The following is a 23,019-nucleotide window of genomic DNA, read 5'->3' as shown; positions in this document are numbered from 1 at the left end:
AGGTGTGCGAACTCTCCGAATAAGTCCCACACCTCACCCTGTCCCTCTCCTTCCAGGAGAGGGGACCCGTGCTACCCGCGAGATGTGTGAATGCCGTAGCCGCAGGCGGGGAGAGGGGGATGCGCGCAGACGCTCAGCACGAAGGAGCAAGGGCCGGCCCAAACGCATGCACCGGGCCTTTCGGATGCCGGCATCGCCATCGCGGTGCCGCCGCCGGGGTGGGCGGCGGGCCGGCGGTCAGTCGAGGCACTTTTGGAAGTAGAGCTGCCGGATGCGTTCCATCGCCTCGAACCCCGCGGCCCTGGGGCTGAGCAGTTCCGGCCCGTCCGGGACCCGGCCGAAGAAGGCGTTCGACAGGTCGACGACGAAGCCGCGCTCGCCGGTGTAGAGGTCGTCGCGGTTCTTGACGTTGACCGATCCGCAGACCCACGGGCCGTCGGCCCGGCGCAGGGCCGTCACCTTGGGGTCGAGGGCCCGGAAGCGCTGTCCGACGAGATCGAGGACCGTGTGCGTGTCCGCCCGGCCGAGCACGGCCTCGGACCCGTCCTCGACGATCTGCGCGCGCGCCGCGCACAACCCGCCCACGAGGGCGAGACACGCCCATACCGCGACGCGCCTCATCGGTCCGTCCCGGAGCGTGGCCATGAACGTGGGTGTGGGATTGGGCGTATGCCGAACCGCATGGTCCCGGCTCAGCCCCGGCCCCGCGCGGCCCGCCGGCCCGGTGTCCCGGCCTTCGACGCCGGCGCCGATCCGGCGATGAGGATGTCGAGGGACCGCCGCACGATCTCCACGGCGGCGACGCCCTCGGCCTCCGCCTCGGCCTCGACCCGGGCCCGCTCCGCCGCGGGCATTCCGTCGAGCAGGACCCGTGCGACCCCGACCGACGCGTCCTTGTGATGTCCGCCCATTGTGCTTGCGCCGATCTCTGTTCCAGGTCGCATGATCGGCACTGAGCTTATGAAATTCTCATGAGATCAGCACCGAAGCCCGGCCTCATCTTGACCGGGACTGTCGCCCTGTCCAGCCCCCGGGCGACGGCGGCTCGGCTTCGCTCAGGCGCCGTGCCCCCACGACAGCCCCAGGACCGCCCCGAGATAGGTCTCGTCCACCTCGCAGAACGGCACGCCGTCCGGCGTCGCCAGGACGGCCGCGACGGTGAACAGGGGGGTATCGGCCGCGGGCGACGCCGCGGCACTACCCAGGGGGTGCACCGCGAGGGTGCGGCGGGTCGGCAGCAGGGCCTGGACCACCCGGCCGAACGGCACCCCCGTGGCGGAGAGGTTTTGGTTCATCGCCGGGGTCAGGCGGCCGGGCACGTACCAGTTGTCGGCCACGGAGAGGACGTGCGGGCCGCAGACGAGGCGGACGCGGCGGTAGCGGGCGGTCTCGTCGGGCCCGAGGCCGAGGCGACGGCGCTGGACGTCCCCCAGGGGCTTGTCCGGCCCGGGGATGCGTTCGGCCACCAGGGCCGCGTCCGGCAGGCCGCGCTCGGCGCACCACGCCTCCAGCACGGCGGTGGCGCTCGGCCCCACCAGCAGACGCGCCGTGAGGGCGGCGATGAGTGCCTGCGCCTGCCCGTCGAGGGCCGGCGGACCGGCGGGCGACGTCATGGACGGAGGCTTGGGCGAGGGAGGTCCGAGGATGGGAACCGGGTCGGCATGATCACCAACGAGCGAACGAGCCTCAGCATCGGGGCGCGGGGCCCGCGGCGGACATCCGCCGGGCCTGCATCCTCGTCACGGCCGGACCGGAGAGGCGGACAACATCTTTCCAAGGATTGGATCGTCCGACGACGGACCGGACTGGTGGAGCCTAACGGGATCGAACCGATGACCTCTTCCATGCCATGGAAGCGCTCTCCCAGCTGAGCTAAGGCCCCACATCTTGTCGTCTGGTCGTCTTCGTATCAGGTCCGAAAGACCTGATTGGTGGAGCCTAACGGGATCGAACCGATGACCTCTTCCATGCCATGGAAGCGCTCTCCCAGCTGAGCTAAGGCCCCACTTTGCCCCGAAACCGGCCTGGGGGGCCATCTCCGGGAGCGTTTCGACCGGCCTCCGCGGTGACGGCCGGCGATGGCGGTTCTATATTCGGCCCCCGCTCGGGCCTCAACCCCCTTTCTCGCCGGCCGGCAAAGTTTTTTGCCGACCCGGTGGAGGGGAGCCCGCGGGGAGGGGGCTCAGCTCTCCTCGTCGTTCTCGATGTCGCCGTCGATGAGATCGGCCACGTCGTCATCGCCGGCATCCTCCTCCTCGAGGAAGGTGTCGTCGGCATCGGCCGTATCGGACTCGCTGTCGTCCGTGGAGGTGTCGGCCTCGTCTTCCGCCGCCTCGACCTCGTCGAGGGACACGATCTCGGGACCGCCCTTCTCGGCGTCGGTGTCCTCGTCGTCATCGGCCGGCACGGCGGCGGCGCGGGCGGCGAGGGCCGGGGCGGCGACGCGGCTGGTGGAGGCGATGGCCTGATAGATCGTCCCGCATTTCGGGCAGGTGGCCGGGTCCTTGTCGAGGTCGTAGAACTTGGCGCCGCAGCTCATGCATTGACGCTTCAAGCCGAGTTCCGGTCTGGCCACGGGCAACCTCTAGAGTCATTTTTCGGGGAGGGGCCCCGTTAGTCGTGCGCAACGCTCCTGTCAAATACCCGTGACGTTCCGCGGGCCGGGGGCGTTTTCCTGCGGTGATCCCCGCGACGGCGGACGGCTCGGATGACGCGGCCCCGCCTGCGTGATAACCGGCCTGTCACGAGCGGGATCAGCGATCCCGCCCCCCGGAGCGGACCACACCCCGCGAAGCCGAAAAGTCCCCAGCCCGTGTCACACGATTCCGCGCCTCAACCCCTCACCGCCACGGCGGGCCTCGCCCTCCAGGGCTCGCTCCGGCCGCCGGGCGACAAGTCGATCTCGCACCGGGCGATGATTTTGGGATTGCTCAGCATCGGCGAGACCCGGGTCGAGGGCCTGCTCGAGGGCGACGACGTCCTGCGCACGGCCGCGGCGGCGGAGGCGCTGGGCGCCACGGTGGAGCGCCTCGGCGAGGGTCGCTGGCGCATCGTCGGCGTCGGCCTCGGCGGCCTCGTCGATCCGGCGGACATCCTCGATTTCGGCAATGCCGGCACGGGCTCGCGCCTGATGATGGGGGTCGTCGGCGGCCAGCCCGTCACCGCGACGTTCGACGGCGACGCATCCCTGCGCAAGCGCCCCATGCGCCGCATCCTCGATCCCCTGGTCCGCATGGGAACGGAAGTGGTGAGCGAGCGGGAGGGCGGGCGCGTGCCCCTGACCCTGCGGGGCCCGCGCGAGGCGATCCCCATCACCTACGAGACGCCGGTGGCCTCGGCGCAGATCAAGTCGGCGGTGCTCCTCGCCGGCCTCAACGCGCCGGGCATCACCACGGTGATCGAGGCGGCCGCCACCCGCGACCACACCGAGCGGATGCTGCGGCTGTTCGGCGCCCATGTCGAGGTCACCGCCCACGGGCCGGAGGGCCACGGCCGCACCATCGCGCTCACGGGCCAGCCCACCTTACGCGGCACAGACGTGGTGGTGCCGGCCGATCCGTCCTCGGCGGCCTTCCCCCTGGTGGCGGCCCTCATCGTGCCGGGCTCGGAGGTCGTCATCGAAGGCGTGATGATGAATCCCCTCCGCACCGGCCTCATCACCACGCTTCTCGAGATGGGCGCCGACATCGAGCGCCTGCGCGAGCGCGACGAGGGCGGCGAGACCGTGGCGGACCTGCGCGTGCGGGCCAGCCGCCTGCACGGCGTCGACGTGCCGCCCGAGCGGGCGCCGGCGATGATCGACGAGTACCCGATCCTGGCCGTCGCGGCGGCCTTCGCCGAGGGCACCACCCGGATGAACGGCCTGCACGAGCTGCGGGTGAAGGAATCCGATCGCCTCGCGGCGGTGGCCGACGGGTTGAAGGCCAACGGCATCGCCCACATCGTCGAGGGCGACGACCTCGTGGTCCACGGCGACGGCACGGCGCCGAAGGGCGGCGGCACGGTGGCGACGCATCTCGACCACCGCATCGCCATGGCGTTCCTCGTCCTCGGCCTCGCCACCCGCGAACCCGTCACGGTCGATGACGGCGCCATGATCGCCACGAGCTTCCCGAGCTTCCTGCCGACCATGCAGGCGCTGGGCGGACGGATCGCCCCATGAGTGATATCCCCCTGGTCATCGCCATCGACGGGCCGGCGGCCTCCGGCAAGGGGACGCTCGCCAAGCGCATCGCCGCCCATTACGGCCTGCCGCACCTCGACACCGGCCTGCTCTACCGGGCCGTGGCGCTCACCGTCATCGACGCCGGCTGCAACCTCGACGACCATCAGGCCGCGGCGCGGGCCGCCGCCGGCCTCATCGCCGACCGCCTGGCCGACCCGCGCCTGCGCGACCGCGCCATGGGCGAGGCCGCCTCGCGCATCTCGGCGGTGCCGGCCGTGCGCTCGGCGCTGCTCGCGTGGCAGCAGCGCTTCGCCGGCAACGGCACCGGCGCGGTCCTCGACGGGCGCGACATCGGCACCGTCGTGTGCCCCCAGGCCCGGGTCAAACTGTTCATCACGGCGGCGCCCGAGGAGCGGGCGCGCCGGCGCCACCTCGAATTCCAGCGCCGGGGCGAGACCACCAGCCTCGGGGCGATCCTCGACGACATCGTCGCCCGCGACGCCCGCGACGCCCAGCGCTCCACCGCCCCCCTCAAGGCGGCGGCCGACGCCGTGGTGCTCGACACCACGGACCTCGACGCCGACGCCGCCTTCGCGGCGGCGCGCGACGTGATCGACCGCGCCCGGCCGCATTAGGCTGTCATTTGCGGGACGGAACGGCTGCGCGCCGGGGCTCCCTCTCCGGGAAGGCAGGGCGATCGCATATGGCGTTTAGGACCTTGAGAACGTCCGCAGCGCTGTGTCATCCCGGGGCCGCGCAGCGGAACCCGGGACCCAGAAACACCGGTCTCGCAAGGCTTTGCGCTGTCGGCGGCTCTGGATTCCGGGTTCGCCTGCGGCGCCCCGGAATGACACCGGAGGTCATATGCGATCGCCCTGCCTTCCAGGAGAGGGGACCCGTGCTGTCGGCGCGAGGTGTGCAGACGAGCGCTCCCCTGGCGCGGCGAGGGCCTGTGCGCGGAGCAATCGTTCATAAGACGGATCGCGTAGGAGAGACCCGGTCCGAATGACGTTCGTCCCCGTCCTCCGCAGCACCGAAGCGGTTGGGGCCGGGCGTGCCGCGCCGCAGGACGGTCTCCAGGAAGAACCACACCGAGTAGGCGAGCATCGCGAGCAGCAGGCCGATCACCGGGAGGGGGTCGGTCTCGACGAACCGGTCGAGGGGCGCGAAGCCCAGGGCCTGGGCGAGGACCCAGACGGCGAGCCACCCGGCGGAGCGGTCGCGGTCGTGCAGGCGCCGAGCCGTGGCGGCGAGGGCCATGAGCCCGATCGCGGGAAGGGCCGCGACCGTGAGGATCGCCGGCCAGCGGGCGCCGAGGGCGGCGAGCCAGATGGCGAGGCAGAGCAGGACGGCGCCGGTCAGGATCGTCCGCACCACGAACCGGCGATAGGCCGCCACCGACATCCGCCCGCGCGGATCGAAGGCGCGCCCGAGAACGCCGAAAACCCTCACGTGCCGCGCGGCTTCACCCGCCGGGTCGGCGGTTCGGCGACGGGGTCCTCGGGCCAGGGATGGCGCGGATAGCGTCCGCGCATCTCGGCGCGCACGGCGCTCCACGAGCCGCGCCAGAAGCCGGGCAGGTCGCGGGTGATCTGGATCGGCCGCGAGGCCGGCGAGAGCAGGTGCAGCACCAGGGGTACCCGGCCGCCGGCGATCGACGGGTGGCGTTCGAGGCCGAACAGCTCCTGCACCCTGACCGCCAGCACCGGCCCGCCCTCGGCGGCGTAGTCGAGGGGGATGCGCGAGCCCGTGGGCACCGCGACATGGGTCGGCGCCTCGGTGTCGAGGCGGGCGCGCAGGTCCCACGGCAGCAGGGCGTGCAGCGCCCGGCCGAGATCGTCGGCGGTGACGGAATCCACGGTCAGGCGCCCGACGATCTCGGGGGCGAGCCAGTCTTCGACGGTCGCCGCGAGGGCCGCGTCCGACAGGTCGGGCCAGGACGCATCGGCCGCGCGCAAAAAGCGCAGGCGGGCGAGCCATTGCGACAGGGCCGGAGTCCAGGGGAGGGCGGCAAGGCCGATCTCCGCGATGCCCCCGGCCAGGATCGCGGCGGAGTCGGCGTCCGGCGGGACCGGCAGGATGCGCTCGCCGAGGGTCAGTGGGCCGAGGCGGCGCAGGGCCCGCGCCCGCAGGGCCCGGGCGTCCCGGTCGAAGGCCACCTGGGTGATGGCGGCGATGCGCTCCGGAAACAGGGCCTCGATGGCCTCGAGGCCGATGGGCGCGGCGGCCAGAATCCGGGCCTTGGCGGCGGTGCCGACGATGTCGGCGACCACGAGGAAGGGTTCGCGGGCAAGGGCGATGGCCGGGTCGAGGCGCCCGGCGCGGCCGTTGGCCATGACGAACTCGCCGTCGCGGCCCCGCGCCCGCGCCACCCGGTCGGGATAGGCCAGGGCCAGGAGGGGGCCGGGCTCGGTGAGATCGGCGGGGGCGGCTTTGACCTCGGCCACGAAGGCCTGCGCCTGCTTCGCCCAACCCTGGGCCAGTCGGCGCATATCCTGCGCGCGGGGGCCGCGGTCCCTCATGTAGCGGTCGACCCGGTCGCCGAGGTCGACGGCGTCGCCGCCGAGGCCGCGCTCGACGATCACGGCGGCCAGATCCGCCGCCTCGCGCGCCCGCCCGTGCCCGGCGGCACCCACCACCATCCGGGCGAGGCGCGGGGGGAGGGGGAGGGCGCGGAGCGCCGTGCCCGTGGCGGTGAGGCGGCCGTCGCCGTCGAGGGCGTCGAGGTCGCGCAGCATGGCGCGGGCCTCCGCCAGGGCCGGGGCGGGCGGGGAATCGAGGAACGCGAGGGTGGTGGGGTCGGCGACCCCCCAGGCGGCGCAGTCGAGCAGGAGTCCCGAAAGGTCGGCGGCGAGGATTTCCGGGCGCCCGAACGGCTCGAGGGCGTTCGTCGCCGCCTCCGACCACAGGCGGTGGCAGACCCCCGGCTCCGTGCGGCCGGCGCGGCCCCGGCGCTGATCGACGGAGGCGCGCGAGGCCCGGGCGGTGACGAGGCGGGTCAGGCCGATCCCCGGCTCGTAGACCGGCACCCGCGACAGGCCGGAATCGACGACGATGCGCACGCCCTCGATGGTGAGGGAGGTCTCGGCGATGCTGGTGGCGAGCACCACCTTGCGCCGGCCGGGCACGGCCGGGGACACGGCGCGGTCCTGCTCGGCCGGCGGCAGGGCGCCGTACAGGCGGGCGACGTCCGTGCCGTCGTCGAGGCGGTCGGCGAGCAGGGTTGCGACCCGGCGGATTTCGCCCTGACCGGGAAGGAAGGCGAGGACCGACCCCGGATCGGCCCGGAGCGCCCGCAGGATCGCGTCCGCCATGGCCTCCTCGATGCGGCGGTTGGGGTCGCGCTCGGCGTAGCGGGTCTCGACGGGGAAGGCGCGGCCCTCCGATTCGATCACCGGCGCGTCGGCCAGCAGGCGGGCGACGCGGGCCCCGTCGAGGGTCGCCGACATCACCAGGATGCGCAGGTCCTCGCGCAGGCCGGCCTGCGCGTCGAGGGCCAGGGCGAGGCCGAGATCGGCGTCGAGGGAGCGCTCGTGGAACTCGTCGAACAGCACGGCGCCGATGCCCGCGAGTTCGGGATCGTCCAGGATCATCCGGGTGAACACGCCCTCGGTCACCACCTCGATGCGGGTGCGGGCGGAGATTTTGGAGCCGAGGCGCACGCGCAGGCCGACCGTATCGCCGACGCCCTCGCCGAGGGTCCGGGCCATGCGCTCGGCCGCGCCCCGCGCGGCGAGGCGGCGCGGTTCGAGCAGGACGATCTTTCGGCCCGCGAGCCATGGGGCGTCGAGGAGGGCGAGGGGCACGCGGGTGGTCTTGCCGGCGCCGGGCGGGGCCACGAGAACGCAGGCGGCGCGGGCCGCGAGGGCCTCCCCGAGGGCGGGCAGCACCGCTTCGATGGGCAGATCGGGCATGGGGGGCACGGACATCGCCCATGCTGGTGCCGCGAACCGGGCGTTGCCGCAAGCCGGCGGAGCGGACGACGGCGCGAATCGGCCGCGGACGCGTCCCGCTTCAGGCCGCCCGCACGGTGGCGAGGAAGCGTCCGACCTCGCCGGCGAGATGCTCGGATTGCCGCGACAGTTCGGAGGCCGCCGACAGCACCTGGCTCGCCGCCGCACCGGTTTCCTCGGCGGCGCGGGCCACCCCCACGATGGTGCCGGTCACCGCGCCCGTGCCCAGGGACGCCTGGGTGACGTTGCGGACGATCTCCCGCGTGACCACCCCCTGCTCAGCGACCGCCGCCGCGATGGCGCTGGCGACGCCGTCGATCTCCCGGATGCGGGCCGCGATGCCGTCGATGGCCGAGACCGCCCGCGCCGTCGCCCCCTGGATGCGGCCGATCTGGCCGTTGATCTCGGCGGTGGCGCAGGCGGTCTGGCCGGCCAGGTCCTTCACCTCGGTGGCGACCACGGCGAAGCCCCGGCCCGCCTCTCCGGCGCGGGCCGCCTCGATGGTCGCGTTCAGCGCCAGCAGGTTGGTCTGCCCGGCGATGGCGGCGATGAGGGTCACCACGTCGCCGATCCGCGTCGCCGCGCCGTCGAGGTCCTGCATCAGCCGCGCCGTCTCGGCCGCCTCGCCGACGGCGACCTGGGTCAGGCCGGCCGATCCCCGGACCCGGCGGGCGATCTCCTCGACGGACGCGCCGAGTTCCCCGGCGGCGGCGGCCACGGAATCGACGTTGGCGGCGGCTTCCTCGGCGGCGGCCGCCACGGTGCCGGATTGCCGGGCCGTCTCGGTGGCCGTGCCGGCCATGCCTTCCGCGGTGCCCTGGAGTTCGGTGGCCGCCGACGCCACGAGGCCGACGATGCCGCTCACGGCGCGCTCGAAGCCGTCGGCCATCCCCCGCACCGCCGCCTTGCGCTCGGCCTCGCCCCGGCTCCGGGCCGCCGCCTGCGCGCGGGTCAGGCCGTCGTTCTCGACCATCTTCGCCTGGAAGATCGCGAAGGCCCGCGCGATGGCCCCGATCTCGTCCCGCCGCTCCAGGCGCGGCACGCTCACGGAAAGGTCGCCCCCGGCCAGGCGCTCCATCGCCCGCGCCATGGTCCGGAGCGGCCCGGACATGCGCTGCCCGACCCACCAGGACAGGGACGCGGCGCACAGGATCGTCAGGCCAACGATTGCCCAGAGCAGGTCGGCGAACCGGGCCCGCGACGTCGCGCTCTCGGCCTGCGCCCGCGCGTAATCGGCCTGCCCCGCCCGCTTCACCTCGGCGACGAACGGCTCCAGGCGTCCGTAGATCGCCGCGAGATCGTCCGCCTCTTCCCGGAGGCTCGAGGCGCCCGCCGCATAGGCGAGGAAGCGGCTCTCATACGCCTTGATCAGGCCCGCGATCTCGGTTTTGACGGACAGCGCCAGGGACGAGGCCGGAAGCGCGGCCTCGAATTCCGACACCCGCTCGCGCAGCTCGTCGGCGTACCTGTCCTCGCCGCGCAGCATGAAATCCTTCTCGTGCCGGCGCATCATCAGCATCAGCACGGACAGGCGAGGCTGGTCGAAGGCGAAGAGGCGCTGCTCCACGGCGTGCACCGCCGCGCGCAGGCCGTTCTGCAGGCCGTCCCGCTCGGTGAAGCCGAGGGTGCGCTGGGCGGCGGCGACGTTCTGGAACCGGATGGCGTAGATGTCGAGCCCGGCGCGGATCACCTCGGCCTTGCGCAGGGGATTGTCGGCCGGAAGCGACGCGACGAGGCCCTCGACGGCGCCGAGGCGCTCCCCCGCCCGGGTGATCAACGCCTGCCGCCGGGTGATGAGGGCGTCCCGGCGGCGCAGCAGGAACTCCGTCTCGATCTGACGGGCGGCGAGGAGGTCGTCGGCGACGGCGGAGATCTGCTCCTGCAGGTGCAGGCTCGCATCGGCGACCTGCTGGTAGCGCGCCTGCGCGTGCGCGGCCACGAACGACACGATGCCGAGGGTCAGTACGCCGCCGACGCCGAGGGCGGCGATCTGGAACCGCAGGTCGAACCGGAGGGCGGGCAATCTCATGGCGGCGGCAAGTCCCTGAAACCAGCGGGACATTAGACGGATAACAATTAATTTTCCGCCGATCCGACGCGCTTTATTTCGATCGCCATCGATAGAAGATCTCGCTCTATTTCGTCACGGACGACAAGGAAAGACGAAGAAGACTTTTTGACCGACAAACGACGTCCCCGCCCAGTCCTGCGGATGACAGCGAGCTTTTCCCTTCTCGCCCGACCACGCGAAACAGTCCTCGCCGTCCGCATCCGCGCGGGTGCGCGCATCCAAAGCCTTCCGAACCGTCGCGTTGTTGGGGACGACGGTGCCACCGGCCGCATCGGCCCGACGGACACGCGGCCCGCGCCGCGACCCGCTGGTTCCGGCGCGGCCGTGGCGGCGGGATTCGGCGCCAAAACCGCGGCGGAGTACTTAATCCCGCGTTCACGACGAAAAAATTCAGTGGTTTCAGGCCGTTGGCGTCGATTCGCGAGAGAATCGCCGGGAACGGAATCCGGAACGGCGACTTGATGCCCCGACGCCCGCGGGGCGCATCGACGAAAGACGAACCGCATGACCAAGATCGCCATCGCACTCGCCGCCAGCACCCTGCTCGGCGCCTTCGGCATGACCGCCGCCTCCGCAGCCCCGGCCATGCCGGTCGGCGCCGCCATCGTCGCCGGCGATCACTCGGTCGACGAGGCCGCCTACCGTCACCGCCACTACCAGGGCATGCGCCACCGCGGCATGGGCCACGGCCGCCACATGCGCCGCATGCCGGCCTCGCGCATGAGCAGCAACCCGAATTCGCGCAACCCGCAGCAGCCGGGCTTCATGCAGCAGAAGGGCCAGACCACGGGCGGCCCGCGCTACTGAGTTTTTAGACATGCCGACTGGCTTGGTCGGATAAACGGGGCCGGTGCGCGAGTGCCGGCCCTTTTCGTTGGTCCCTTGTCCACCCTTCTCCCCAGGGCAGTGGGGCGCCCGCGCTGATCAGGCCCGCCCGGGTCTGCTAGGCTGGCGCCATGCAACAGCGTCCCGCCCGCTCCGTGCCGAAGACCGGCTCCGCCCCGTCGGACTACACCACCAGCGCGGCGGTGCTCGATACGGCCGGCGCCACGCCGATGATGGCGCAGTACATCGAGATCAAGGCCGCCAACACCGACTGCCTCCTGTTCTACCGCATGGGGGACTTCTACGAGCTGTTCTTCGAGGACGCCGAGATCGCCTCGCGGGCGCTGGGGATCGTCCTGACGAAGCGCGGCAAGCACGGCGGCGCCGACATCCCCATGTGCGGCGTGCCGGTGGAGCGCTCTGACGACTACCTCAGCCGCCTCATCGCCCTCGGCCACCGCGTCGCCGTCTGCGCCCAGACGGAGGACCCGGCGGAGGCGAAGAAGCGCGGGCCGAAATCCGTGGTCCGGCGCGAGGTCGTGCGCCTCGTCACCCCCGGCACCATCACGGAGGACCGGCTCCTCGATCCGGCCCGCGCCAACGTCCTGCTCGCCATCGGCCGGACCAGGACCGGCAAGGGCGAGGCGGATCACGTCTACGGTCTGGCCGCCCTCGACATCTCCACGGGGCGGTTCGGCCTGAGCGAAGTGCCGGCCGCCGAGCTCGCCTCGGCCATCGCCCGGCACGAGCCCCGCGAGATCGTCCTGTCGGAGACGATCCACGCCGATCCGGCCCTCGCCCGCCTGTGGCGCGAGATTCCCGCTCCCGTGACGCCGCTGGCCCAGGCCGAGCTCGAGCCGGCGGCGGCCGAGCGGCGGATCAAGGCGCAGTTCGGGGTGTCGACCCTCGACGGGTTCGGCCAGTTCGGCCGGGCCGAGCTCGCGGCGGCGGGCGCGGCCCTGCTCTACATCGAGCGCACCCAGATCGGCGCGCGCCCGACCCTGTCGCCGCCGACCCGCGAGACCGCCGGGGCGACCCTCGCCATCGACGCGTCGACGCGGGCCAACCTCGAACTCACCCGGACCCTGTCGGGCGAGCGCCGGGGCAGCCTCCTCGACGCCATCGACCGCACGGTCTCGGCGAGCGGGGCGCGGCTGCTGGCCGAACACCTCGCCGGCCCGCTCACGGACCTTTTCGCGATCCAACGGCGGCACGCCGCCGTGGCGTGGCTGACCGAGCAGGGCGTCTCGCGAAAAACGTTTCGCGAGATCCTGGCGCGGGCGCCCGACCTCGCCCGCGCCCTGTCGCGCCTCGGCCTCGGGCGCGGCGGCCCCCGCGACCTCGCCGCCCTCCGCGACGGCCTCGACGCCGCGCAGGGCTTGGCGGCGCAGCTCGCCGCCCTCGACGGCCTGCCCGACGACCTCGCCGCCCTCGGCGAGCGTCTGGCACAGGTCGATGCCGGCCTCGTGGCTCACCTGAGCGCCGCCCTCGCCGACGACCTGCCCCTCAAGCGCACCGATGGCGGCTTCGTCCGCGAGGGCTATTCGGCGGAGATCGACGAGACCCGCGTGCTCGGCCAGGATTCCCGCAAGGTCATCGCGGCGCTCCAGGCGCGCTACGCCGAGGAAACCGGTTGCCGGACCCTGCGGATCAAGCACAACAACATGCTCGGCTACTACATCGAGGTGCCCCAGGCCGTGGGCGAGGGCTGCCTCAAGGGGCTGATGCGCGAGACCTTCATCCACCGCCAGACCATGGTCGACGCCATGCGCTTCACCAGCGTCGAGCTCGGCGATCTGGAAGGCCGCATCTCGGGCGCCTCCGACCGGGCGCTCAAGCTCGAATCGGCGGTGTTCGACGCGCTGTCCGGCGAGGCCCTGGCCCAGGCCGCCGCCATCGCCTCCGTGGCCGAGGCCCTGGCGGCCCTCGACGTCGCCGCCTCCCACGCCGACCTCGCCGTCGAGCGCGACTGGCGCCGCCCGGTGGTCGACGACGGCTACGGCTTTGCCGTCACGGGCGGGCGCCACCCCGTGGTCGAGGCGGCCCTGCGGCTCTCGGGGGCGCCGTTCATCGCCAACGCGTGCGACCTGTCGGGGGAGGGGCGCGGCCGCATCCGCCTCGTCACCGGCCCGAACATGGGCGGCAAGTCGACGTTCCTGCGCCAGAACGCCCTCATCGCCGTCCTGGCGCAGATCGGCGCCTTCGTGCCGGCGGCGTCAGCCCATCTCGGCCTCGTCGACCGGCTGTTCTCCCGCGTGGGGGCCGCCGACGATCTGGCCCGCGGGCAATCGACGTTCATGGTCGAGATGGTCGAGACCGCCGCGATCCTGAACCAGGCGACCCGGCGCTCCCTCGTGATCCTCGACGAGATCGGGCGCGGCACGGCGACCTTCGACGGCCTGTCCATCGCCTGGGCCTGCCTCGAACACCTGCACGAGAAGAACGCCTGCCGCGCCCTGTTCGCCACCCACTTCCACGAGCTGACGGCTTTGGGCCAGCGCCTGTCGCACCTCGACAACGCCACCCTGAAGGTCGCCGAGCACAAGGGCAACGTGGTGTTCCTGCACGAGGTGGTGCCGGGGGTGGCCGACCGCTCCTACGGCCTCCAGGTCGCGCGCCTCGCCGGCCTGCCGCCGGGGGTGATCGCCCGGGCCGGCGCCATCCTGAAGAACCTCGAAAAGTCCGAGCGCGACCGCCCGACCCGCCCGCGCATCGACGACCTGCCGCTCTTCGCCGCCCTCTCGGCCCCGCCCCTGGAAGAGGCCCCGCGCGAGGACGGCCTGCGCCGGGTGCTCGACGAGATCGACCCCGACGCGCTCACCCCGCGCGAGGCGTTGGAAGCGCTGTATCGCCTGAAGGCGGCGCGGGACGGGTGATCGACTCATCAGCTGCAGGACAAATTCTCAAGTAAAGCAACGATATACCTATCCTATTTCAAGATAAATTTTTATCTATATCGTCGTGTCCAAGAGATGGCGGGATGCTCGGGTCCCCTCTGCTGGAAGGAGAGGGACAGGGCGAGGTGTGGGACTTATTCGGAGAGTTCGCACACCTCACCCCAACCCTCTCCTTCCAAGAGAGGGAGCCCGTTGCGCTTGGCGAAGACGTTCCGATGACGGTCCAAAACGGGATTTCTCGACCCGCACGTCGGAATCGATCCAAGACCTTCAGACAGACGGCACGGCTTGCTTAATGCTGAACCATCGGACATTGTTGTGACGCCCGCCTTACGGACGTATGGACGACTCTCATCTGGAAGCGAGAGGATGCGTACCGCTAGATCACTTTCACCGGCAGACGGGGTGACGCGAAGTCCTGATCAAGGCGTCTGATAATACGAGGATCGCGTGAGGGTTGTAGATTACAACCTTCTACGGAGCAGATTCGTGTTCTAATATGGTATTTTTAAATGTCTTCTTTGTTTTCGTACTCGCATGCTGAATACCACGACAAGGTTGTGGCACTAAACGAAGGATGGCTGATAAGATACGCAGCCATGGCGACCATGGGTCTTCTGGACTACCAGGACTCCCAGGGTACGCGCGGCGTCCTGTTCGAGATCGGTGTTTGTGCAGGGCGATACTTCTCGGTCCTGATGCGAAGCGGCCACAGAAGTGGTGACCCTGTGATCGGACTAGATCCGTTCCTCTGGATTGACGAAGCCACTGTAAACGACAGGCTGCATGCCAACGTGCCGGGCGCGCCGTATCGTTTCATCAACGCCTACTCGACGGCCTACACCGCCAGGACTCTGCTCGACGAATTCGACGGCAAGCTGGCCCGGTTTATCTCCGTCGACGGATCTCATGAAGCGTCGGATGTTCTGTGGGATCTGCGTCTGACCGAGGAAATACTACACCCGGACGGTTTCGTGGCAGTGGACGACTTCTTCAATCCCGTCGCCATAGGTGTGAATGAGGGCGTGCATCGGTTCTTCAACAATCCGAGAGCGCTCGTGCCGTTCGCGATGTTTTCAAACAAGCTCTTCCTATGCCGTCCGCACAAGCTCGAATCCTTCAAGAAGGCTATAGCCGAATACGCCGAGTCGGATCAGTCCGAAGATCGGCCGAGGTTCTTCATCGAACACAGGAACAGGGGCGACAAGGCCATTGAGCAGACGCTTTGGGGCACGAAGTTCTACAGCTTCGGGTAGGTCGATCCGATCAGGAAAAGCCGGCCACCAGGGCCGGCTTTTCATTTGCCTTCCTGCAAGCCCTCAGGCAACGCGAGCTGAGGAGATCGAGACCCGAGGTTTCTCCCCTGCCCTCCACCGGCCGTCCTGCAGCGTGAGGATCGACCGGGCGCCATCCTGGTACGGCACGACGTGGCTGACAGCCCAGGTGCTCGGTCCCTTGTTGTACCCCTGCTGGAGCCGGAGCGCGCCGCCGGCATAGACGCCCTCGTTGATCTCCGGCGAGTGAACGCGCCCGATGGTCATCGTCCGGCCGGTCTTCGCGAGGCCCTGAACCGATGCCTTCGACCCGTTGACGCCGCGGAAGCCATGGTGCCCGACGTCGATGCCGTCGAGCAGTCGGCTGGAGCCGTCATAGGCCCATGAGACACCCTTCGGATCACTCACAGCACCCCGTATGGCATGCTCGACCAAAGAGAAGCGCGGTGCGCCTGATCGGCGTCCAAGGCGACGGCGACCTGTGCGCGGTGATCCAGCATCGCATCTTCGAGCTTGAGGCCCAGGCGGATGTTCGGAGCGTCGTGCCGGTCGCGGCCCTCTCGGATGTATCGGTCCAGGCCGATGTCGTGGTTGGCCTCCACGACGATGATCTCGCGGTCGTCGTTGGCGACCCGCTCCAGATGTTCGATCCCGGAGTTTGATGGAGCACGCTTCACGTCGGAGTGGAGGGACGCGCGATGGGCCGACCATCGGCCGTAGGCCCGAGCCGAACCCAGGAAACCCGAATTTAGGAAACCCGACCCCAAGAAACCGGCACCCGGCGCGAAACTGCCCTCAGTGGTGCAGCCGCTCCGACCCGTCGGCGGCCAATCGAAATCCGTCGAGGCCTTCGAGGCTCGCGGCGTGGCCGGCGCGGCGGTCGGCGACGTAGCGCAGGGCCCCGGCCACCACCCGCTCGGAATACGGCTTGGCGATCACCCCGAGGGCCCCGGCGAAGTCGTCCGGGATGCGCTTGGCGTTGGCGGTCATGAACACCACCGTGGTGTGCGGGTCGGCGCTGAGGGCCCGGGCCACGGCGACGCCCGTGGGTCCGTCGATGAGGTGGATGTCCACCAGGGCGACGTCCGGATGGGTCGCGAGACCGAGGGCGATGGCCTCCTGCGAGGAGCCCGCGACCCCCACGGTGACGTGGCCGAGGTCGTCGAGCAGGCATTCGAGCTCGAGGGCGATGAGCACCTCGTCCTCGACCACGAGGATGCGCAGGGGCGGCGTCGGGGTCACGTGGCCCATCGGGGAACCTCGACGTCTGGATCGGGCACGGCCTCGCTGAGGGAGATCGCGTCGAGGGGCACGTTGATCTCGACCCGGGTGCCCGGCGCGGTCTCGCTCCACGCGATGGTGCCGCGCAGCTGGCGCACCACCATCTCGACGAGGGAGCGGCCGAAGCCGGCCGGATTCGGGACGGTGGCGGACAGGCCGACGCCGTCATCCTCGATGAGCATGTGCAGCGCCCCGTCCCGGCGCCGGGCCGTGATGCTGACCCGGCCGGCCCGGTTGTCCGGGAAGGCGTGGCGCACGGCGTTGGTCGCCAGTTCGTGCAGCATCAGGGCGAGCGGCGCCGCCATGGCGGCGGAGACCGCCATGGAATCGATGGCCGCGCTCACGGCCGTGCGCTCGCCGTCGAGGCCGGCGACGAGGTCGCCGAGGAAGTCGTCGGCGAATTCCTGCAGGTTGAACCGGGTCACGTCGCCGGCGGAGTAGAGCATGCGGTGCACCGTCGAGAGGGCGCCGATGCGCTCGGCCATGCCGTTGAGGGCGGCGCGGGCCTCGCCCTCGGGGGTGCGCCGCGCTTTCAGCAGCATCAGGGACGAGATCACCTGGAGGTTGTTCTTGACCCGGTGATCGACCTCGTGGAGCAGGGCGGTCTTCTGCTCCAGGGCAGCGCGCAGGTCCGCCGTCTGCTCGGCGACGCGGCGCTCGAGATCGTGGTTGGCGTGGGTCATGGCGACTTCGAGGCTGTGCTTGCCCGTCATGTCGGCCTGCGCCGCGTAGTAGTGGGTGATGGCGCCGGCGCCGTCGCGCACGGGCGAGAGGGTCATGCCGTTCCAGAACGACGACCCGTCCTTGCGGTAGTTCACGAGCTCGGTCTCGAAGGTGCGCCCCGCCGCGAGGGCGGCACGGATGCGCGCCACGGTCTCGGGGTCCGTCTGCGGCCCCTGGAGCATCCGGCAATCGCGACCGACGATTTCGTCCCGCGCGTAGCCCGTCATCGCCAGGAACGCCGCGTTGACCCAGACGATGGCGTGGTCGCCGCCGCGGGCTTGCGTCAGCACCATCGGCGTCGGGCTCTCGGCGAAGGCGGAGACGAGGGTCATGCCCTCAAGGTGCGAGTGGCCCTCGGGCGAAGTCCGGCCCTGGGGCGAATCAGGTTGCTGCGACGGGCCCTGGGTGTCGAAGGTGCGACCGTCCGTCATGGCCGGCTCGACGTCGGCCGGATGGGTGCGGGATGCGGGAGACGGTTCGTCACATGGGGCATCCCGGTCAAGCACGGCGTCGCACCGCCGACGATCGGACTGCACCCCACGGACGGACCGGGGCGCAAGGTGCCGATTGGCAGACGGACAGTTTGAACGCACCCTGTTAACAAGTTATCGGCCATTTCTATGGTTGGTCCGGCGACCGCGGCCGGAACGGCCGCCCGACCGCGCGGCTGGTCATGGTCGCAACCCGCGACGCTCGTCCGAAGTAAGCGTCGGGCCTGACAGGAGTTCCATCCCATGGCGACCAGCCGAGTGCGTAGCTCCCTGCGCCTGCGCGATCTCGCCGCGGACCCGCGCATCGGGCTGATGCTGGCCCTCGGCTTCTCGTCGGGCCTGCCCCTGCTCCTCGTGCTCGGCACCTTCTCGACGCGGCTCGCCTATTCGGGCGTGGACATCAAGGCCATCGGCCTCTTCAGCTACGTCGCGCTGCCCTACACCCTGAAGTTCCTGTGGGCGCCCCTCATCGACCGGTTCGACGTGCCGGGGCTGACCCGCCGCCTCGGGCGCCGGCGGGCCTGGATGGTGATGACCCAGGCGGCCGTCGCCGCCGCCCTCGCCCTGATGGCGTTCGCCGACCCGGCGACGAGCCTCGTGCTCCTCGGCCTCGGCGCCTTCCTCCTGGCGTTCTGCGCCGCCACCCAGGACGTGGTCATCGACGGCTGGCGCATCGACGCCGCCGGCACCGACCTCCAGGGCGTCCTCGCGGCGACCTCGAACCTCGGCTACCGCTTCGGCCTCATGGCGGCGGGGGCCGGCGCCCTGTTCCTCGCCGACGCCTACGGCTGGCGCGCCGCCTACCTGCTCATGGCGGCCCTGATGCTCGTCGGCCTCGTGGCCGCACTCCTCGCCCCGGCCTTCGACCGCACGAGGGACGAGGCCCGCGCCGCCGCCGCCGTCGAGGCGGCCGCCGGGCGCCCGGCCAAGGTCTGGAGCTTCCGGGGCGCGGTGCTGGAGCCCCTGGCCGAACTGCATCGGCGCCTCGGCGTCGGCCTGTGGGCGATCCTCGTCCTCGTGGCGTTCTACCGGATGCCGGACTTCATCTCCGGCGTGATGGCGAGCCCGCTCTACTTCAAGGTCGGCTTCACCCTCACCGAGATCGGCGCCGTGTCGAAGCTCTACGGCATCTGGGTCGGCATCGCCGGCGCCTTCGTCGGCGGCTGGGCGATGCAGCGCTTCGGCCTGTTCCCGACCCTCGTGGTCGGCGCCTTCCTCGGCGCCGCCTCGAACCTCGCCTTCTCGTGGCTGTCCTTCGGCGGCCCGGAGGTCTGGCGCCTGACGGCGGCGATCTCCATCGACAATTTCTGCGGCTCCTTCGCCGGCATGGCCCTCATCGCCTACATGTCGAGCCTGACCGCACCGGGCTTCGCCGCGACCCAGTACGCCCTGTTCTCCTCGCTCTACGCCCTGCCGGGCAAGCTCGTCGCCGGCACCTCCGGCTACATCGTGGCGGCCTACGGTTACCCGGTGTTCTTCGCCCTCACGGCGGCGGTCGGCATCCCCGTGGTGATCCTGTGCCTGTTCGTCGGCCGGGCCGGCGAGCGCAGCGCCGCGCGGGCGGCGGAGGCCGCCGCGACGGACGCCGTTCCGCCGGACCCGGCCGAGCCGGACGCCTCCGGCGGGAACCATCCCGGCGGCCCCGGGCTTGCTCCTCCCGACCGCCGCGGCGTTTCGGCGCCCGGCCCAGGCATGAGACCGCAGACGTGAGCAACATCTCCCCCGTCGACACTTCCTCCGACACCGTGCCCGTGCCCGCCGGCGACGCGGCCTTGAGCGACGCGGACGCCGCCGCCCTGCGCCGGGCCGTGCGCACCCTCGAGAATCCGGGGCTGGCCGCACGCCTGTCCGCCGCCGCCGGCGCGCCCCTCGACATGATCGGTCGCGCCCTGCCGGAGGCCGTCACCGGCGCCGTGTCGCGGGCCACCGAGGGCGCCATGCACACGGCCCTGCGGGTGGCGCTCGCCACCCTGCCTGAGGCGCAGAAGACCCTTGTGCCCGCCGGCATCGACCTCGTGGACACCGTCGCGGCACCGTCGAGCACGGCGCGCCGCCTCGGCCGGATGCTGCCGTCGAGCGATTTCGCCCACAAGGCCATGGCGGCCGTCTCGGGCGCCGTAGGCGGCGCCTTCGGCCTCGCGACCCTGGCGGTGGAACTGCCCCTCTCCACCACCCTGATGCTGCGCTCCATCGCGGGCATCGCCCGCGAGGAGGGCGAGGATCTGGCCGACCCGGAGAACGCGCTGGCCTGCGTGCAGGTCTTCGCCCTGGGCGGACGTGGGAGCGAGACCCCGCTCACGGAGAGCGGCTACTTCGCCGTGCGCGCGGCCCTGGCCAAGACCATGGCGGAGGCCGCCCGCTACGCCGGCAACCGCGCGCTCCTCGACGAGGCCGCCCCGGCCCTGATCCGGTTCTCGGCCCAGATCGCCGCGCGGTTCGGGGTCGTCGTCTCGCAGAAGGTGGCGGCGCAGGCGGTGCCGATCCTCGGCGCGGTGGGCGGCGCCGCCGTCAACGCCGCCTTCATGGACCACTTCCAGGCCATGGCCCGGGCGCACTTCACCGTGCGCCGCCTCGAGCGGACCTACGGCGCCGCCCTCGTGCGCACGGCCTACGAGGCCGAGAAGTCCGCCACCGCCGCCGCCTGAGCCGGTGGCGGTTCAGGCCGCCGGATACCGCGCCGCCAGCAATGCGTGGACGAGGCGGGCGGTCTGCACCTCGCCGCCCTCGGGCCGGCCGGGCTTGGTCGACGGATTCCAGCCGTACAGGTCGAAATGCACGTGCGCTTTCGTGCCGGGGGCGAAGCGGCGCAGGAACAGGGCGGCGGTGATCGCCCCGGCGAAGGGGCCGCCCGGCGCGTTGTTGAGGTCGGCCACCTTCGAGTCGAGCAGGCCCGCATAGGGCGCGTGCAGGGGCAGGCGCCACACGGGATCGGCCACCGCCGCGCCCGCCGCCGCGACGGCGTCGGCGAGGGCGTCGTCCTCGGTGAAGAAGGCCGGGAGGTCGGGCCCAAGCGCCACGCGGGCCGCCCCCGTCAGGGTGGCGAAATCGATGAGGAGATCGGGCGTGTCCGCATCCGCCAGGGCCAGGGCGTCGGCGAGGACGAGGCGACCCTCCGCGTCGGTGTTGCCGATCTCCACCGTGAGGCCGGCGCGGCTGCGGATCACGTCGCCGGGCCGGAAGGCCGCGCCCGAGATGGAATTCTCCACCGCCGGGATGAGGACGCGCAGGCGCAGGCGCAGACCCGCCCCCATCACCATGGCGGCGGCGGCGAGGGCCGCGGCGGCCCCGCCCATGTCCTTCTTCATGAGCAGCATGCCGGCGGACGGCTTGATGTCGAGGCCGCCGGTGTCGAACGCCACGCCCTTGCCCACGAGGGTGACGCGGGGGGCCGCCGGATCGCCCCAGGTGAGGTCGATGAGGCGCGGCGCCCGCGGGGAGGCGGCACCCACGGCGTGGACCAGGGGAAAGTCCTTCTCCAGGGCGTCGCCCGACACCACGGCGACGGCGGCGCCGTGGGCCGCGGCGAGGGTGCGGGCCGCCGCCTCGATCTCGGCGGGGCCGAGGTCGTTGGCCGGGGTGTTGACGAGGTCGCGCCCCAGGGCCACGGCGGCGGCGATGCGCATCACCGCCTCGGCATCGACGCCCTCGGGGGCGACGAGGCGGGGCGGGACGCCCGCCGGACCGGCGGCGCGGTAGCGGCCGAAGCGGTAGCCGCCGAGGAGCCAGGCGAGGCTCGCCTCCGTGCCGTCGACGGGGCCTTCGAGGCGGTAGGTGCCGGCGGGGAGCGCGCCGGGCAGCTTGCCGACGAGCAGGCGGTCGCGGCCCGGTCCCGGCTCGCCCAGCCCGAACAGCACCCGGGCGAGGCCGCCGTCCGGCCCCGGCAGCAGGGCGAGGCGGCCGGCCTTCGGCGCGAACTCCGTCGCATGGGCATAGGCGGCCTCGCGCGGATCGAGGCCGGCTTCGACACCGGGCCAGTCGGGACCGCCGACGCAGGTGACCGGGATGAGGTGCGTGGAATCCGGCGCGCGGGCAATCAGCTGGGACAGGGTCGGGCTCCTCGGAGGCGGGGGCGGGGTTAACCGCCGCTTAGGGTTAACGGTCTATCACCGGCCGACCGGTGGCGGGAAGCGCGCCGGCCGTGGGGAAGCGGAGTCGCGTGATGGTCAGGCCGCGTTTGGAAGCGTCTCGCAGGGCCGTGCGGATCGGCGCCGTCGTCGGACTGGCCGTCCTCGCCAGCGCCTGCAACCGGTCGAGCGGACCCGAGACCACGGGCTCCATCGGCGGGACCGAGTCCTCCGGTGGCACGAATTCCCTTGGAGGACTCGGCCTGCCCGGTTTCGGCCGCAAGCCGTCCAACGTGGTGTCCCGCCGCGACGTCGAAGCGCTCGGCGAGCGCTACACCGCCGATCCCGGCGACGTCGCCCTGGCCCTGCGCTACGCCCAGGCCCTGCGCGCCACGAGCCAGCGCTCCCAGGCCGTGGCGGTGCTGCAGCAGATCGCCCTGCGCAATCCCAAGAACACCGCCGTGCTCGCGGCCTACGGCAAGAGTCTCGCCGAAGCCGGCCGCTTCGCCGAGGCCGCCGACGTGCTCCAGAACGCCCACACGGCGGCCCAGCCGGACTGGCGCGTGCTCTCGGCCCAGGGGGCGGTGGCCGACCAGCTCGGCGACCACACCCGCGCCCAGGAGCTCTACGAGGCCGCCCTCAAGATCCAGCCCGACGATCCGGTGATCCTGTCCAATCTCGGCCTGTCCTACGCCCTCGCCAAGCGCCTCGACGCCGCCGAGGCGACCCTGCAGCGCGCCGCCGCCCAGCCGCGCGCCGATGCCCGCGTCCGCCAGAACCTCGCCCTGGTCTACGGCCTCCAGGGCAAGTTCTCCGACGCGGAGGCCGTGTCCCGCCAGGACCTGTCCCCCGACGAGGCCGCCGCCAACACCGCCGCCCTCCGCGCCGTCGTCGCCCAGCCGAACGCCTGGAAGGCCATCAAGGCCTCGGACGCGAAGGCCAAGCCCGCCGGCAAGCCCGCCGGACGGGGCTGATCCGTCCGGCGGCCGTGCTTGCAGGCTCCCCCTGGTGGCGCGGGTGCGGATGTCTTCCGGTTCGATGCCAACGGTGGGAGTGATGTGATCTCGGATTTTGTGCCCGGCTCGGATAAAATCGTGATCGGCCCCTCGATCACGAATGCCATCCTCTACAATTATCGAGGGTCCGCACTGCTCGAATTCGACAATGCGTCGAACGTTCTTCTGTCCGGCGTCTCACCATCCGCGATCAGCGCGACCGATCTCGTGTTCCTGTAAAACGGATCGATCCTGCACAACGCGTGTTGTGCAGGATCTT

21 protein-coding genes and 2 tRNA genes are annotated in these 23,019 nt (G+C 71.6%); 10 read left to right on the top strand and 13 right to left on the bottom strand.

The genetic code is table 11. The features are described from left to right. Positions 1-237: 237 nt before the first annotated feature. The 6 genes from ASF28_RS13090 to ASF28_RS13065 all read right to left on the bottom strand — a co-directional run bounded on the left by ASF28_RS13090 (position 238) and on the right by ASF28_RS13065 (position 2,575). A complete protein-coding gene (locus ASF28_RS13090; RefSeq protein ID WP_056093071.1) occupies positions 238-621 on the bottom strand; it encodes a hypothetical protein in 384 nt (127 codons plus the stop codon). A 71-nt stretch (positions 622-692) separates the two neighbouring features. Further along, entirely contained in the window at positions 693-911 is a 219-nt protein-coding gene (locus ASF28_RS13085) for a hypothetical protein (protein WP_056093069.1), read from the bottom strand. A gap of 144 nt (positions 912-1,055) precedes the next feature. Further along, the gene (locus tag ASF28_RS13080) at positions 1,056-1,613 is read right to left on the bottom strand and encodes a hypothetical protein (RefSeq protein ID WP_056093066.1); all 558 of its coding nucleotides are present in this window, start codon (positions 1,611-1,613) and stop codon (positions 1,056-1,058) included. A 193-nt stretch (positions 1,614-1,806) separates the two neighbouring features. Continuing rightward, positions 1,807-1,882 (bottom strand) — tRNA-Ala (locus ASF28_RS13075). A 47-nt stretch (positions 1,883-1,929) separates the two neighbouring features. Further along, positions 1,930-2,005, bottom strand: a tRNA-Ala gene (locus ASF28_RS13070). Between the two features lie 177 nt (positions 2,006-2,182). Beyond that, complete coding sequence (locus ASF28_RS13065) at positions 2,183-2,575, bottom strand: TIGR02300 family protein (RefSeq protein WP_082476545.1); 393 nt, start codon at positions 2,573-2,575, stop codon at positions 2,183-2,185. A gap of 237 nt (positions 2,576-2,812) precedes the next feature. Here ASF28_RS13065 and aroA point away from each other — a divergent pair, with 237 nt between their 5' ends. Together aroA and cmk are read left to right on the top strand one after the other, a co-directional pair. Beyond that, positions 2,813-4,162 carry a 3-phosphoshikimate 1-carboxyvinyltransferase gene (gene aroA, locus ASF28_RS13060; protein WP_056093061.1) on the top strand — a complete coding sequence of 450 codons (1,350 nt, stop codon included), beginning with the start codon at positions 2,813-2,815 and terminating at the stop codon, positions 4,160-4,162. Beyond that, positions 4,159-4,800, top strand: a complete 642-nt coding sequence (gene cmk, locus ASF28_RS13055; RefSeq protein WP_056093058.1) for a (d)CMP kinase — start codon at positions 4,159-4,161, stop codon at positions 4,798-4,800. Before aroA ends, cmk begins: the two co-directional genes overlap by 4 nt. A 334-nt stretch (positions 4,801-5,134) precedes the next feature. Here cmk and ASF28_RS13050 read toward each other — a convergent pair whose 3' ends face one another. The 3 genes from ASF28_RS13050 to ASF28_RS23605 all read right to left on the bottom strand — a co-directional run bounded on the left by ASF28_RS13050 (position 5,135) and on the right by ASF28_RS23605 (position 10,147). Further along, the gene (locus ASF28_RS13050; RefSeq protein WP_157085580.1) at positions 5,135-5,617 is read right to left on the bottom strand and encodes a DUF805 domain-containing protein; all 483 of its coding nucleotides are present in this window, start codon (positions 5,615-5,617) and stop codon (positions 5,135-5,137) included. Then, positions 5,614-8,079, bottom strand: coding sequence for an ATP-dependent helicase HrpB (hrpB, locus tag ASF28_RS13045; protein ID WP_443189736.1), 2,466 nt, complete (start codon positions 8,077-8,079; stop codon positions 5,614-5,616). The genes ASF28_RS13050 and hrpB overlap by 4 nt, the downstream gene beginning before the upstream one ends. Positions 8,080-8,179: 100 nt before the next feature. Continuing rightward, positions 8,180-10,147: a methyl-accepting chemotaxis protein gene (locus ASF28_RS23605; protein WP_162240002.1), complete on the bottom strand. Its 1,968-nt coding sequence runs from the start codon at positions 10,145-10,147 to the stop codon at positions 8,180-8,182. A gap of 546 nt (positions 10,148-10,693) precedes the next feature. On the opposite strand from ASF28_RS23605, the gene ASF28_RS13035 reads away from it, so the two are divergent. From ASF28_RS13035 to ASF28_RS13025, 3 genes are all read left to right on the top strand, one after another. Further along, entirely contained in the window at positions 10,694-10,996 is a 303-nt protein-coding gene (locus tag ASF28_RS13035; protein ID WP_056093047.1) for a hypothetical protein, read from the top strand. Positions 10,997-11,145: 149 nt separating this feature from the next. Then, on the top strand, positions 11,146-13,890 hold the full coding sequence (gene mutS, locus ASF28_RS13030; RefSeq protein WP_056093044.1) for a DNA mismatch repair protein MutS: 2,745 nt from the start codon (positions 11,146-11,148) through the stop codon (positions 13,888-13,890). Between the two features lie 620 nt (positions 13,891-14,510). After that, positions 14,511-15,167, top strand: a complete 657-nt coding sequence (locus tag ASF28_RS13025; protein ID WP_056093042.1) for a class I SAM-dependent methyltransferase — start codon at positions 14,511-14,513, stop codon at positions 15,165-15,167. Positions 15,168-15,230: 63 nt separating this feature from the next. Here ASF28_RS13025 and ASF28_RS13020 read toward each other — a convergent pair whose 3' ends face one another. Beyond that, on the bottom strand, positions 15,231-15,593 hold the full coding sequence (locus tag ASF28_RS13020) for a hypothetical protein (protein ID WP_056093039.1): 363 nt from the start codon (positions 15,591-15,593) through the stop codon (positions 15,231-15,233). Positions 15,594-15,631: 38 nt separating this feature from the next. Between ASF28_RS13020 and ASF28_RS13015 the strand changes: the two genes are divergently transcribed. Next, on the top strand, positions 15,632-15,847 hold the full coding sequence (locus ASF28_RS13015) for a hypothetical protein (RefSeq protein WP_056093037.1): 216 nt from the start codon (positions 15,632-15,634) through the stop codon (positions 15,845-15,847). A gap of 133 nt (positions 15,848-15,980) precedes the next feature. Here ASF28_RS13015 and ASF28_RS13010 read toward each other — a convergent pair whose 3' ends face one another. Both ASF28_RS13010 and ASF28_RS13005 read right to left on the bottom strand, forming a co-directional pair. Further along, complete coding sequence (locus ASF28_RS13010; protein ID WP_056093034.1) at positions 15,981-16,436, bottom strand: response regulator; 456 nt, start codon at positions 16,434-16,436, stop codon at positions 15,981-15,983. Beyond that, on the bottom strand, positions 16,424-17,521 hold the full coding sequence (locus ASF28_RS13005; protein ID WP_056094169.1) for a PAS domain-containing protein: 1,098 nt from the start codon (positions 17,519-17,521) through the stop codon (positions 16,424-16,426). Before ASF28_RS13005 ends, ASF28_RS13010 begins: the two co-directional genes overlap by 13 nt. Positions 17,522-17,923: 402 nt before the next feature. Between ASF28_RS13005 and ASF28_RS13000 the strand changes: the two genes are divergently transcribed. Both ASF28_RS13000 and ASF28_RS12995 read left to right on the top strand, forming a co-directional pair. Beyond that, positions 17,924-19,390: an AmpG family muropeptide MFS transporter gene (locus ASF28_RS13000; protein ID WP_056093031.1), complete on the top strand. Its 1,467-nt coding sequence runs from the start codon at positions 17,924-17,926 to the stop codon at positions 19,388-19,390. Between the two features lie 5 nt (positions 19,391-19,395). Beyond that, positions 19,396-20,325 (top strand): EcsC family protein, encoded by a 930-nt coding sequence (locus ASF28_RS12995; protein ID WP_244475033.1) that lies wholly within the window; start codon positions 19,396-19,398, stop codon positions 20,323-20,325. Positions 20,326-20,337: 12 nt separating this feature from the next. On the opposite strand, the gene ASF28_RS12990 is transcribed toward ASF28_RS12995, so the two are convergent. After that, on the bottom strand, positions 20,338-21,684 hold the full coding sequence (locus ASF28_RS12990; RefSeq protein ID WP_244475032.1) for a leucyl aminopeptidase family protein: 1,347 nt from the start codon (positions 21,682-21,684) through the stop codon (positions 20,338-20,340). A gap of 155 nt (positions 21,685-21,839) precedes the next feature. Here ASF28_RS12990 and ASF28_RS12985 point away from each other — a divergent pair, with 155 nt between their 5' ends. Both ASF28_RS12985 and ASF28_RS22570 read left to right on the top strand, forming a co-directional pair. Further along, a complete protein-coding gene (locus ASF28_RS12985) occupies positions 21,840-22,718 on the top strand; it encodes a tetratricopeptide repeat protein (protein WP_056093023.1) in 879 nt (292 codons plus the stop codon). An 18-nt stretch (positions 22,719-22,736) separates the two neighbouring features. Further along, the gene (locus ASF28_RS22570; RefSeq protein WP_147709193.1) at positions 22,737-22,979 is read left to right on the top strand and encodes a hypothetical protein; all 243 of its coding nucleotides are present in this window, start codon (positions 22,737-22,739) and stop codon (positions 22,977-22,979) included. Positions 22,980-23,019 lie beyond the last annotated feature (40 nt).

It is taken from the genome of Methylobacterium sp. Leaf99 (assembly GCF_001422375.1).
Lineage (GTDB): Bacteria > Pseudomonadota > Alphaproteobacteria > Rhizobiales > Beijerinckiaceae > Methylobacterium.
This window is presented reverse-complemented; position numbering and strand designations above follow the sequence as displayed.